The organism is Candidatus Amarolinea dominans, assembly GCA_016719785.1.
Taxonomy (GTDB): domain Bacteria; phylum Chloroflexota; class Anaerolineae; order SSC4; family Amarolineaceae; genus Amarolinea; species Amarolinea dominans.
Map to the genome: position 1 here is coordinate 110,048 of JADJYJ010000008.1, position 12,231 is coordinate 122,278.

At 62.6% G+C, this 12,231-nt stretch carries 9 protein-coding genes and 7 tRNA genes; 10 read left to right on the plus strand and 6 right to left on the minus strand.

The genetic code is table 11. The features are described from left to right. Nucleotides 1-90: 90 nt before the first annotated feature. The 9 genes from moaD to IPM84_11760 all read left to right on the plus strand — a co-directional run bounded on the left by moaD (nucleotide 91) and on the right by IPM84_11760 (nucleotide 2,872). A complete protein-coding gene (gene moaD, locus IPM84_11720) occupies nucleotides 91-765 on the plus strand; it encodes a molybdopterin converting factor subunit 1 (GenBank protein ID MBK9093424.1) in 675 nt (224 codons plus the stop codon). A 684-nt stretch (nucleotides 766-1,449) separates the two neighbouring features. Further along, nucleotides 1,450-1,532: transfer RNA gene (locus IPM84_11725), tRNA-Leu, on the plus strand. Between the two features lie 58 nt (nucleotides 1,533-1,590). Further along, nucleotides 1,591-1,662, plus strand: a tRNA-Ala gene (locus IPM84_11730). 58 nt (nucleotides 1,663-1,720) lie between these two features. Then, nucleotides 1,721-1,792: transfer RNA gene (locus IPM84_11735), tRNA-Gly, on the plus strand. A gap of 19 nt (nucleotides 1,793-1,811) precedes the next feature. Then, nucleotides 1,812-1,883, plus strand: a tRNA-Gly gene (locus IPM84_11740). Nucleotides 1,884-1,921: 38 nt separating this feature from the next. Continuing rightward, nucleotides 1,922-1,994: transfer RNA gene (locus tag IPM84_11745), tRNA-Phe, on the plus strand. A gap of 21 nt (nucleotides 1,995-2,015) precedes the next feature. Further along, nucleotides 2,016-2,086, plus strand: a tRNA-Gln gene (locus tag IPM84_11750). Nucleotides 2,087-2,179: 93 nt separating this feature from the next. After that, nucleotides 2,180-2,252 (plus strand) — tRNA-His (locus IPM84_11755). A gap of 113 nt (nucleotides 2,253-2,365) precedes the next feature. Next, nucleotides 2,366-2,872, plus strand: coding sequence for an HNH endonuclease (locus tag IPM84_11760; protein MBK9093425.1), 507 nt, complete (start codon nucleotides 2,366-2,368; stop codon nucleotides 2,870-2,872). A gap of 243 nt (nucleotides 2,873-3,115) precedes the next feature. Here IPM84_11760 and IPM84_11765 read toward each other — a convergent pair whose 3' ends face one another. From IPM84_11765 to IPM84_11790, 6 genes are all read right to left on the minus strand, one after another. After that, complete coding sequence (locus tag IPM84_11765) at nucleotides 3,116-3,424, minus strand: hypothetical protein (protein ID MBK9093426.1); 309 nt, start codon at nucleotides 3,422-3,424, stop codon at nucleotides 3,116-3,118. Nucleotide 3,425: 1 nt separating this feature from the next. Continuing rightward, complete coding sequence (locus IPM84_11770; protein ID MBK9093427.1) at nucleotides 3,426-4,484, minus strand: hypothetical protein; 1,059 nt, start codon at nucleotides 4,482-4,484, stop codon at nucleotides 3,426-3,428. Nucleotides 4,485-4,540: 56 nt separating this feature from the next. Then, nucleotides 4,541-6,409, minus strand: a complete 1,869-nt coding sequence (locus tag IPM84_11775; protein MBK9093428.1) for a serine protease — start codon at nucleotides 6,407-6,409, stop codon at nucleotides 4,541-4,543. A 24-nt stretch (nucleotides 6,410-6,433) separates the two neighbouring features. Next, nucleotides 6,434-7,030, minus strand: a complete 597-nt coding sequence (locus tag IPM84_11780) for a hypothetical protein (GenBank protein ID MBK9093429.1) — start codon at nucleotides 7,028-7,030, stop codon at nucleotides 6,434-6,436. A 12-nt stretch (nucleotides 7,031-7,042) separates the two neighbouring features. Next, nucleotides 7,043-7,921: a PrsW family intramembrane metalloprotease gene (locus IPM84_11785; GenBank protein MBK9093430.1), complete on the minus strand. Its 879-nt coding sequence runs from the start codon at nucleotides 7,919-7,921 to the stop codon at nucleotides 7,043-7,045. A gap of 195 nt (nucleotides 7,922-8,116) precedes the next feature. Beyond that, nucleotides 8,117-9,229: a hypothetical protein gene (locus IPM84_11790; GenBank protein MBK9093431.1), complete on the minus strand. Its 1,113-nt coding sequence runs from the start codon at nucleotides 9,227-9,229 to the stop codon at nucleotides 8,117-8,119. A gap of 286 nt (nucleotides 9,230-9,515) precedes the next feature. On the opposite strand from IPM84_11790, the gene mutS reads away from it, so the two are divergent. After that, nucleotides 9,516-12,116 (plus strand): DNA mismatch repair protein MutS, encoded by a 2,601-nt coding sequence (gene mutS / locus IPM84_11795; protein MBK9093432.1) that lies wholly within the window; start codon nucleotides 9,516-9,518, stop codon nucleotides 12,114-12,116. Nucleotides 12,117-12,231 lie beyond the last annotated feature (115 nt).

Below are 12,231 nucleotides of genomic sequence, written 5' to 3' on the forward strand. Positions count from 1 at the left end.
GGAACTCACGAACGAGAGGTAGACCTAAGGAAACAGGCGCAATTCGTGCCCGCTTGCAGTACACATCCACCAGACGTGAGGAGATTATCCATGATTCATGTACGCGTCAGACTATTTGCCTCGCTGCGCGAGCGGCTTGGCCAGTCCTCCCTGACCCTGGAGTTGAACGAAGGCGCGACCGCGGCGGCTGTCCTGGCGACGCTGGCCGCGGTCGCGCCTTCGTTGGGCGAGACGAGCAATCTGGCCCTGGCTGTCAATCAACGTTATGCCACGGATGCCACACCGCTGGCCGATGGTGACGAGGTCGCGCTGCTGCCGCCTGTCAGCGGCGGTAGCGCCGCGCCGTGCTTCGAAATCACCACGGCGCCGATCTCGCTGGATGAGGTGGCGCAGCGCGTCAACGTGCCCACGCATGGCGCCATTATTCTATTTGCGGGAATCGTGCGCGGAGACTCAGACAGCGGGCAAACAGACTACCTGGAGTATGAGGCCTACACGGATATGGCCGTGGCGTGCTTTCAGCAGATTGCCGATGAGGTGGTTGCGCGCTGGCCGGCCGTGACCGGGGTAGTCATCGTTCACCGCTGTGGGCGCCTGGAGGTGGGTGAGACGAGCGTTGCCATCGCAATTGCTGCTGCGCACCGGCAGGGCGCCTTCGAGGCGTGCAGCTATGCGATCGAACGCCTCAAGACGATTGCCCCGATCTGGAAGAAGGAAGTCGGCCCTGATGGCACCTACTGGGTGGAGGGGCCGCGGGGCGGTTGAGTAGCCTGCTGCTACGCGGTCCAGCGAGCCAACATGTTGGGGACGCGGGCGGCTGGCGGCGCTGCGGGCGAGACGTCCGCGCTGCCAGCCCGTGACGCTGTCCGGCTCGCTTTTTGACGATGGTTCGGGGGCATGGTATAATTTGGCCCGGCAAGCGCCTTAACAAACAAGAGATTGGTCAACCGTCGCTGGGGTGCGTAAGCGCCTCAGAGGAACTTCCCGACTCCCCCTGCGGTTATCCGCAGAAGGTTGCCCCACGAAACAGCAAGTGGGGGCGCCCGGCCGCAAGCCGGGTGACTACAACCGCAACAGAAAACATTCCCGCCAGTGCTTGGCTTGCGCCGGCACGGGTCAGGGCTGAAACGGTGGGGTAAGAGCCTACCGGCGAGGGCAGCAATGTCCTCGGCCAGGCGAGCGTGCAACCGGGAGCAAGGTGAGTGGGCCAGGCCAGCCGTCAGGCGGCTTGGTCTCATCGCAGCGGTGACGGCGATACCAGGTAACACCTGGCAAGCCAGGAACTGCCACGGAGACACTCTGCATAAGGGTGTTCTCGGTGAGAAAGATGACGGTAAACAGAATCGGGGGTATGTACCACTCTTTTGTTTTGTGAGTGCAGGCACGGTTGATTCCGTTGTCAGGTCAACGGTCTTGTGGCGCCCGTTGCTGCAAGCGGGCGTCAGCCAAGCCGACGTGGCGGAATGGCAGACGCGACAGACTTAGGATCTGTTGCCCTACGGGGTGTGGAGGTTCGAGTCCTCTCGTCGGCACAGCCAGTTTTTGATGATGGTTGCACGCACAAGGCGTGTCCAACGTCTCAAATCAGTCGGGCCCGTGGCCTAGCGGGAAGGCACCTCCTTTGCAAGGAGGGGAGCGTCGGTTCGAATCCGACCGGGTCCACCTTAAAATAGCCGGCGGCTGTGGGCAGCAGACAGGCCAAAGGCTCTTACATGAACATGCGGGCGTGGCTCAGTGGTAGAGCATCTCCTTGCCAAGGAGAGAGTCGTGGGTTCGAATCCCATCGCCCGCTCTGTGGTCGTGCATGTTATGCGGGCGTGGCTCAGTGGTAGAGCATCTCCTTGCCAAGGAGAGAGTCGTGGGTTCGAATCCCATCGCCCGCTCTGCGCGATCATCGGCAAGCGTCCGGGCTTGCCGCTCAGCCGAGGTAGCTCAGTTGGTAGAGCACGTCACTGAAAATGACGGAGTCCCCAGTTCAAGTCTGGGTCTCGGCACTCAGTTTACCCATCGTGAGATCGGGGATCGTCTAATGGCAGGACAAGGGACTTTGAATCCCTGTATCGAGGTTCGAGTCCTCGTCCCCGAACCTGCAAGCGCCAGGAACCGGTGAGCCAGGTACATGGCTGGCCTCACCCGTGTCCTGGCTGTCACGATGAACGGTAAGCTTGACGTGTGCATGGTGGCCATAGCTCAATTGGCGGAGCACCTGGTTGTGGCCCAGGAGGCTGTGGGTTCAAGCCCCACTGGTCACCCACCTGAGTGGTTGAAAGCCCAGATTCGTGAAGTTATACGAATCGCGGGCTTTTTTGTTTAGTCATTTTCGTTTCACAGGGGGATGCGAGGGGAGACGAGGCGAGGTGCGACCATGGGTAACGTTCTGGTCCTTAATGCCAGCTATGAACCACTGAGTGTGGTGTCGGTAAGACGCGCCATTGTTCTGTTGCTCAAGGAAAAAGCCGAATTGGTGGAGGCGGCCGAAGCCTATCTGCGCGCCGAACAGCAGGCGTTTCGGGTGCCGCTGGTCATTCGGCTGGTCTGCTACGTGCGCATTCCCATGCATCTGTCACTGCCGCTGTCGCGACGCACCGTCATCTCCCGCGACCACTACACCTGTCAATACTGTGGCTGCCAGTTTGGCCGCAGTGATCTGACGCTCGACCACGTGGTGCCGCGCAGCCGCGGGGGCGCAACGGCCTGGGAAAATGTGGTGGCGGCCTGCCGCGGCTGCAATCAGCGCAAGGGTAATCGCACCCCCGATGAGGCCGGCTACGCGCTACTCTCCGTGCCCCGGCGTCCACGCTACATTGCGCTGACCCTGCTCAACGAGTACAGCCCTGGTCATCATAGCTCCTGGCAGAAGTATTTGTATTGAACGGCAGTCACAGAGGGTTGGCGGACGTGTGTCTCTAAAAGCGAAAGGCTCTCCGGTGAAGGAGAGCCTTTCTTTTTGGCACCGTAGCGTCTACAGGTTACCCCGAGGCGATGCTACGGTGCCGCGTGTACTACGATCACTCATGAAGCATCACCTCCTCGGAATGGGATAGCAGAAGGTTGAAACTGGCTTGGCTGCCAGCGTGCGGACATTATCGCACAGAGTTGACGATCTGTCAAGAAGTCATTTTAGCGCGGGCGCCGGACTGGTTGTCTCCAGGTCGTCACGGCTGTCGAACCGCTGCACAGTCCACACGAAGGCTGCCAACGAGGGGCTTTGCCGGCGCAGTTGCTGCAACTGCAGCCCGATGGGGTCCACCGCGCCGACGCCGGTCGCATAGCTGCCGTGGAAGGCGAAGTAGGCCTGATTGAGCTTGCGCAGGTTGTAGCCCGCGGCCACAAACCGTTGCCGCCGCGCCTCCATGAAGGCCTCAGCCGCGGCGACGCGTCCGCTGGCCAGCAAGGCATCTACCGCCAGGCGCGTGCTGCGCATCTCAGCCCCAAAATTGAATGGCGCGGGCGTTGGCGCGGCGGGTGGCGGACGGCGCGGGTGGCGAGGGGCCAGACGCGGACGGCGGCTCAGCATAGAAGCGCGCCAGCACCTGCGCGCCGATTTCGTCGCCCGCAATCGAGGCAACCGTTTCATTGATCGTGGTCAGGTCGCCATTGTCGAAGTAATGCCAACCCAACGGATGGAACACCAGGTAGGTATGCATCCACTCGTGCGCTACGGTGCTGAGCACCCAGTCCAGCGGCGCATCATTGAGCACCATCGTCGGCCAGGTGGAGAATCCGCCAATGCCCTCAACCAGTGCAGCCACCTCGCCCTGGCGCTCGACCTCATCTTCCAGACTGCTCCAGGTGGTCAGCGGTGTGTCTGGCTGCAAATAGGCGCCATAGCGGCGGCTGATCTGGTTGCGCGGCGAGACGACCAGATAGAGCGGCGGTTCAGTGAAGCTGAAGCGCACCGGCGGCCACAGCGTGTCGGCGGTCAGCAACTGTTCGGTGCTCAAGACGGCAGCCACCTGCTGCTCGATCGCGGCCTCGGCGATGGGCCGCCAGTAGGCCTGCTGGCGGCGCAGGCTGGCGATTTCCGCGTTGAGCGCCTGCACGTCAGCGCCAGGCGGTTCATTCTGGCTGAGCGCGGCCGTTATCGTGCGCTCCAGGTCGCGGATACGCTGGTTGTTGCTGAAATAGGCGCGCACGAGCGACGCCTGGTCTGCATCGTCCATGCCGGCCAGCGGCGAACGCACGGTGTCGCGTACCTTGGCCATCAGCGTGTCCACTTCCCAGCGCGCCAGGGCAAAGGCGTGCGGCGCGGCGATGCCGTCGGCGACCAGGTCGAACGCCCAATCGCTGCGTACAAAACTGGCCCGTAGGGTGAGCAGGCTGAGGCCGAGGAAAAACAGGGCACGCAGGCGCGCGCCACGTGTGCCTGCCGATTTTCTGTGTTGACGACTCATGATGAAAGAATAAGCACGACCGGCCGCAGGTGTCGGTGTCACCCTGGTGATGCGGCCGGTCGTGCCAGCTAACTTGGGTTGAGGTTGCACAGCATCGGTACAGGCGCCAGGCGCCCGCGTCCGTCTGCGGCTGTGCGTCCGGCTGTTTAGCTCTTGCTCAGGCTAATGTTGATCTCGCGCGGGCTTTCCATGTCCGCAGTGACCTCGATGCCGTCATCTGTCACCGGCCGATAGTTCTTGGCCAGGATCGCCATGCTGTACGTCTGCTCACGCGGCAGCGGCTTGTCGAGTTGATAGTTACCGCTGGTATCCGCCGTTCCCGTGGCGTAGATTTTGTCCTGGGCAAAGTCCTTCGACCAATCCGCAATGGTGACACCTGGTTTCAACACAACGAAGATGGCGCCGGCAATCCCGCGCCCGGTATCCGCGTCGGCAATCATGCCGAAGATCTGCACCCCTTCATCGGTGACCACAGGCGCAGTCACACTGCCCTCACCAACGGCGAAGCTGCCGTTCTGCAGCAGGGTATCGCCCAGGTAGAGCTCCAGTTTGTAGGTGCCATCGGGCAGGGCGGACTCGCTGTAGATGCTCACCCACGTGCTGCCTTTGGCGCCCTGGCTCCAACTGTCCGATTCGCGCAGCACTTCCTGGTCATCCAGGTACCAGACGCGTGTCCATTCTGCGCCATCGGGTGTGCCGTTGAAATCCCAGAAGGCGTAGGCTTCCTGGATGCCGCTGGCGAACTGCGTGCCCGGCTTCGCCGGCTTGTTGCTCTTGTCCAAGCCCTGGGCAAAGGTAATGGCGCTCCAGGTGGTGGCGCCGGTGGGAGATGGACTGGCCGCCCCGCCAATGACAAATGAGCCGCGGAACTGCTCTTTGCCATCCACCTGCATGGTCAGGTCATATTTGCCATCGGGCAGCGGCTTGGAGTTGTTCGCCACGCTCAACCAGTCGTCGCCAGAACCGGCGCTCTTCGCCACGATCGTGTCTTCGACAACCTTCTTGCCATCCAGGGACCAGGCATAGACCAACTGCGTGCCCTTGCGGAAGTCGGCAAAGCTGAACGTGGCGTAGACCGCGGTGGCGCCGGAACTAAAGCGGCTGCCAGGGCTGACCGGGGTACCGTTGCGATCAATGGCTGTGGCAAATCTGACGTTGCTGACGCGGGCGCCGGACGCAGGCGGGGCAGTGGTGCCGTTGCCGGAGCCGCCCACATCCTTCAGCGCTGCCTGAATCAGCGGCAGCGCCAGCTTGACCGGTCGAATCAAGCTGATTTTGCCAATGTCTTCGCGGTCGGAATAGCCGGCCGTCGGGATGCCGATCATTTCACCGGCGTCGTTGACGGCCAGGCCACCGGAGTTGCCGTGGTTGACTTCGGCATCGGTCTTGAACCATTCGCTTTCGCCGTCCTGATCTTCGTCCAGGAAGCCGGAAATGCGCCCCTGGGTGAAGGTGACGGTGTCGCCGCCGATACCGGGAAAGCCTAACACGCTGACCTCGTCGCCGATCTGGACATCGTCCGAGTTGCCGATCGGCACCACGGTCAGGCCCAGGTTGGCGGGCAGGGCGGCTTTTTCGTTATCCACCAGGCCAACTATTTTGAGAATGGCCACGTCGAGCTTGGGGTCGGACTGCACCACGCGTGCGGTGTAGATCCAGGTGGGCATGCCGCGCAGATTGGTTTGATTGATAGCCAGCGCGGCCACGCGTTGGGAATTGTAGAAGCGGCCCGTCTTGGTGTCGCCCACGACATGGAAATTGGTGACCACATAGCCTTTGTCCGACACGACAGTGCCAGAGCCGGTTGAGTAGCCATTCTTGCCATCCAGGGCCACCGCGACGCGCACCGTTCCCAGTAGGGCGCGCTGCAGCTCGTTGCGTCCAACCGCCTGGGCCGTCCGTGGCTGCGTAGCCGTAACCAGGGTGCCGGTCAGCAGGACGACCAGGGCGAGCGCAAGGCGTAAAATGATCTTCATCTTCTGCTTCATCATCTGCTTCATCTTCTGCTTCGTCATCGTCTGAGTCCTCCGTGTCTCGCGCTAGAACTTCAGCGCCGCCAGCGCCCGTTCGTACGTGGCCAGGTCATCGTTATAGACCGTGGCGTCCGCCTCGTAGCGCAACACATAGAGCTGGCCGTTCACCAGCATCAAGGTGTCTATTGCTTGTACAACAACCGGCAGTTGCGAGCGGCTGCTGCCCCCCACATCGGCCACATACGCGTAGCTGATCTTGACGCCGTCCGTTCCCGCCGCGCTCATCGTTTGCGATGAAAGGTTGCGGAAATGCTCGCGGCTGCTGCTCAGATCCAACGTCCACTGGATGGCCGCGTCGGACAGGGTGTTGTCGGCGGCCAGGGGCGCGCTGACAAGCGCCATGTGTGAGGGGAAGGTGGAGCCAGAGCGTGGATTGGACACGCTGAACAGGTTTTCACCGGTCGTTGTATCGGCAACCCAGTTGGTCGGATAGACGATATTGGCCGCGCCGGGAATGGTGTACGTGCTGGTTTGCGTGGTGATGACCACGCGCAGGACAAGTCCGACCAGCAGCGCGATAAGCGCGGTGATGGCCAGCGCCCAATCGTTGCGAGCGAATTCGGCTGGCGTTGGCCCAGCCATCATCTTGACATCGGTAGACATGAATGACCTCCTTCAGGCTGCCGCTGAACTGGCGCCGAGCAGCGTTTGCGTCTCGCGGTTGGCGCGGCGAATCAGGAAGAAGACGATGCCCAGGGTGACAACGGCAACCGCAGCCGCCAAAATTAGTCCGTTGACCGGTGTGTAGACCAGGCCGTTGGTGGTGACGCGATCGAGCGCAAAAAAGAAAAGCCCGTTGAACGTGGCCGCCAGCAGGAGACCCAGCGGCAGGTAGTAAACCGGCGTGCGTTCGAAGCGTGCCTGGCCCAGGAAGTAGCCCATGATACCGGCAAAGCTGGCATGGGCGAGGGTGGTCTCGACGATGCGAATGGCGCCGACACCCAGATCAACACCGCCGTTGCTCAGAATGTAGTTGAAGTTGAGCATCGTGGCGAAACCAAGCCCGGCCGCAGTGGCGTAGATGATGCCGTCGGTGCGCTCATCGAACTCGGCGGCGCGGTAGACGGAGTAGCGTACGGCCAGGTATTTACAGAATTCCTGGATGATGCCGATGACCAGGATAGAACCCACGATCTGCACCGTCGTGTTGGTGTAGAGCCAGTCCTGTACACGGAACAGCCGTTCCAGCAACGGGGTCGCCACGGCATTAGCCACCAGGACCCCGAGCAGAAAGACAGCGATGATATAGCGTTTCGGTTCTGGCTCGACTTGGTCCTGCTGGTAGAAGAAAATCATCCAGATGACAGCCGGCACGGCCGCCATGATGAGGCCGATAGTGATGAGGGTGCTGCCCTGGAGTCCGCTCGCCGGCATCAGGCGCGCGACGAGCGCCATGATGCCCACAAAGACCAGCAAGCCGATGACCTCAAGGACGCTCGCAACCCATAGGCCGCGTCGTTCATGGGTCAGCTTGGACAGTAGCGATTCGGTCATGTCTACTCCTCCTTCGTTCGAATGTTCTGCATTCCAATGTCCTTCTCAAAAAAACCTGCTCGCATCGGGCAAACAACCATAGCAACCGGCGGGCGCAGATGCCGCCTTTGGGCACACACCGGGGGTTTCCCTCTGAATTGGAGCTGAGCAGGTGAATCTGGCGCAGATGGACAGCCAAGTATAGCGCAAAGTATGCTAGTTGTCTATTTTGGCGATAGCTTGCCAGTAGGTAAAGCAGCGCTGGCGGATAGCGGCAATGCCGCCCAGGGTGACATCGGGGAACGATTGCCCGGCGCTGGCCAGGGCAGCCCGCAGCCGCCCTTCCAGCCGTTTGAGGCCGGCCGGATATGCCAGATGCTGCCGCGTGTGCCAACTGCGCGCCAGCACGACATGGCACGCGGCCAGGAAGAACTCGCCCTGCCCCGCGATGATGTCGGCCAGGAGGGCAAACAGTGCGGTCTTCTGGGCATCTTCACCGGGCAACAGGGCCGCACGACAGGCCAGGCGCAGCGCTTCATCGCCGCGCCCCAACTGCTGCGCCAGCCGCGCCAGGTCCATGGGCGGCGGCCACGCCAACGGCCAGCGTGCGCACAGCGCCTGCAACTCCTCATACGCGTCCAGCAGCTTTCCCTGACCGGCCAGGGCTTGCGCGGCCAGGCGTGGAAAGATGGAACGGTGCGGATACAGCCCCTGCGCCTGTAAAGCCAGGCTGCGCGCCTCGGCCCAATGGTTGAGCATGAGCAGCGCACGGGTCTTGTGCCGATACCAGCGCAGGCGCGGCGACTCGCTGAACGCTCCCGGCTGCACCGTGGGCGGCGGCCGGTCGTCGAGGTCCGCGGGGCGCAGGCGATCACACCAGGCCGCGACCAGGGACCAGTCGCCCTGCGCCACGGCGGCGTCAAGCACGACGAAGACGGCCTGCGCGGTGGCCGGCCCGGCGCCTTGAGCCAGAATCGCAGAGGCAGCCTGCTGCAGCGCGGCCAGGTCATGGCGGATCTGCAGCGGCTGCAGCGTCACCTCGAACAGGTTCCAGGCCAATTCCGTGCGCATAGCCAGGTCATAGGGCGCGCTCCGGGCAATTTTTTGGCAAACCTGCAGCGCCGGGCGCGCAAAACCGGCCAGGCGCAGACAGGTGGCATAGCGCACACCGGCGGGCTGATCCCCGGCATCCCACGCGCGATGGAAGATCGCGCCTGCCCCCGCGTAATCCCCGGCCTGAAAGCGTGTCTCGGCCTCATCCAGCACCCTGGTCGCTGCTTCGTTCGTCAGTGAGATAAGTGAGATAGAAGGCTCGTTCGAAGGAGTCATTGTTGGTTCCACAGGCAGGCATAACGATAGAAGAATGGCCGGTTTCGCGCGGCAGATCGGGTTGCACCCGCGGCGGCTGGCTGTGGTATACTAAGCCTGTTTTCGACACCCCAATGGGTAGTAGGTCATCAGGCACTTGCCACAAGCCGTCGCGTAGAACGTTTGAGCGAAAACAGGACTGTTCCTACAAGTTGTGTGCGATTTGCCAATGACCACAAGCTGTTGTATAGAAACATCTATTCTATGTCGAAAACAGGCTAAGGGCCATCAATCACCAACCACGGAGCTGACTATGACCACACCCATGCGCCGCCAATACCTGGATCTGAAGCGCCAGTATAAGGATACCATCCTCTTCTTTCGCCTGGGTGACTTCTATGAAACCTTCGATGATGACGCCAAGATCGTGGCCTCGGTCTGCGATGTGGTCCTCACCTCGCGGCCGGTGGGCGCGGACATGCGCGTGCCCCTGGCCGGCGTGCCCTGGCACAGTGTGGATGGCTACGTGGCGCGCCTGATTCAGGCCGGTTACAAGGTGGCCATTGCCGAACAGCAGGGCGAGGCGCCGGTGGACGGCCTGGTGCCGCGCCTGGTGAATCGCATCGTCAGCGCGGGCACCGTGGTGGAGCCGGGGCTGCTGCCGGAGAAGCGTAACAACTACCTGGTGGCCGGCGTGCGTCAGGATGACCGGGTCGGCGTGGCTTACGCTGATATTACCACCGGCGAATTTGCCACCACAGAGTTCAGCGGTGCAGACGCGGCGCTGCGGCTGCGCGAGGAACTGGCGCGCTTGCAGCCGGCCGAGCTACTGACAGTCGAGGATGGTTTTGCCCCCTCGGCTGAACTGGGCCTGGCCCCCGGCGCGTCGACGCGCCTGCCGCCCTGGCGCTTCGAACTGGAGACAGCGCGGCGTGCCCTGCTCGACCATTTTCATGTGCAGACCCTGGCCGGCTTTGGCTGCGACTCCAAGCCATTGGCGATCAGCGCGGCCGGCGCGCTGCTGCAATACCTGCGTGAGATGCAGCCCTCGGCGCTGGCGCAGTTGACCTCCCTGTACACCTACAGCCTGACCGAGTTCATGGTGCTGGATGAGGCCACACGGCGCAACCTGGAATTGACCGAGTCAATCCGGGGCAGCGATAATCGCCACACCTTGCTGGCCGTACTCGATGACACCCGCACGCCGATGGGCGCGCGCCTGCTGCGACGGCGCCTGGGGCAGCCCTTGCTTGATCTGACGCAGCTCGACGCCCGCCTGGGCGCGGTTGCCGCCTTGCAGCAGCAGGGCCTGGCCCGCGCCGAGCTGTTGGCGCTGCTCAAGGGCTTTGGCGACCTGGAACGCTGGGTCAACCGGGTGGTGCAGCGCATCGCCCTGCCGCGTGACCTGCTGGGCATCCGCCAGGCGCTGACAAAAGTCAACGAGGCGCGTCGCATCACCGGCCAATTGCGCCCCGGCGCCGATGCCGCCGCGCTGCTGGCGACACTCGACGCCCGGCTTGATCCCTGCGCGGATGTGGCCGCGCTGCTCGGCCAGGCGCTCGTGGAGGAGCCGCCGGCCACCTTGCAACACGTGGGCATCATCCGCCCTGGCTTCAGTACGGAGATTGATGCTGTGGTCTCAGCCTCCAAAGATGCCAAAACCTGGGTTGCCAACCTGGAGGGGACAGAACGCGCACGCACCGGCATCAAATCGCTCAAGGTTGGTTACAACAAGGTGTTCGGCTACTACCTGGAAGTGTCCACCGCCAACGCACACCTGGTGCCGGCCGATTACATACGCAAGCAGACCCTGGTGAACGCGGAGCGTTACATCACGCCCAAGCTGAAAGAGATGGAATCCATCATCCTGCACGCGGACGAGCGCCAGTTGGAACTGGAGCAGCAGGTCTATCGCGCCGTTCTCGACCAGGTGGCAGCCCAGGCCGGGCGTTTGCTGACCCTGGCGCAGGCGCTGGCGGAGCTTGATGTCTATGCGGCGCTGGCCGAGGTCGCGGCGCGCAACCGCTATGTGCGCCCGGAGCTGGCGGATGACGGGATCATCGAGATCAAAGCCGGGCGCCATCCGGTCGTGGAGTTGACGCAGCGCGACGAGCCGTTCGTTCCCAACGATGTCAGCCTGCACCCGGAGCAAGCCATCATCATCCTCACCGGCCCCAACATGGCCGGCAAGAGCGTCTTCCTGCGCCAGATTGCGCTCATCACCCTGATGGCGCATATCGGCTCTTTTGTGCCGGCCGACGCCGCGCACATCGGGCTGGTGGATCGTGTGTTCACGCGCGTGGGCGCCGCGGATGACATCGCGCGCGGACAATCCACCTTCATGGTGGAAATGGTCGAAGCCGCCAACATCCTGAACCACGCCAGCAGCCGCTCGCTGCTCATTCTGGATGAGATCGGTCGCGGCACCAGCACCTACGATGGTATGGCGATTGCCTGGGCCATCGTGGAGCACATTCACAATCACCCGCGGCTACGCGCCAAGACGCTGTTTGCCACCCACTACCACGAACTCACCGACCTGGCCGTGCGCCTGCCGCACGTGGTCAATTTCAGCCTGGCGGTGGCCGAAGAGGGCGGTCGCGTCGTCTTTTTGCACAAGATTGTGCCGGGCAAAGCCGATCGCTCCTACGGCGTGCATGTGGCCGAACTGGCCGGGCTGCCGCGCACGGTCATTGCGCGCGCGGATGAGATCCTGGCCGATTTGGAAGCTAAGGGCGCGGCTGGCCCGCGCAAGCTGGGCATGGCAACCGGCCCGCGGCAGTTGGGGCTTTTTGTCACCGGTCACCCGGTGGTGGAGGACCTCAAGAAGCTGGATGTCAACGGCCTGTCGCCGCTGGCCGCGCTCAACGTGCTGTTCGAGCTGCAGCAGCGGGCGCGTCAAGAATGATACTATCGAATGTCATGAAAATCAAACCAATTGCATCCGAGAAACAAAAATGCCGGGCCTCATCCGAGGCCCGGCATCCCCATTCATGATGCCAGATGGCGACGCTGCCATCCGG

What these genes read in the sequence shown, in the direction of transcription:
- IPM84_11785 (MBK9093430.1), bottom strand. Translation starts at nt 7,921, where the DNA reads ATGACCGAATCGCTACTGTCCAAGCTGACCCATGAACGACGCGGCCTA.
- IPM84_11760 (MBK9093425.1), top strand. Translation starts at nt 2,366, where the DNA reads ATGGGTAACGTTCTGGTCCTTAATGCCAGCTATGAACCACTGAGTGTG.
- moaD (MBK9093424.1), top strand. Translation starts at nt 91, where the DNA reads ATGATTCATGTACGCGTCAGACTATTTGCCTCGCTGCGCGAGCGGCTT.
- IPM84_11790 (MBK9093431.1), bottom strand. Translation starts at nt 9,229, where the DNA reads ATGACTCCTTCGAACGAGCCTTCTATCTCACTTATCTCACTGACGAAC.
- IPM84_11775 (MBK9093428.1), bottom strand. Translation starts at nt 6,409, where the DNA reads ATGACGAAGCAGAAGATGAAGCAGATGATGAAGCAGAAGATGAAGATC.
- IPM84_11765 (MBK9093426.1), bottom strand. Translation starts at nt 3,424, where the DNA reads ATGCGCAGCACGCGCCTGGCGGTAGATGCCTTGCTGGCCAGCGGACGC.
- IPM84_11780 (MBK9093429.1), bottom strand. Translation starts at nt 7,030, where the DNA reads ATGTCTACCGATGTCAAGATGATGGCTGGGCCAACGCCAGCCGAATTC.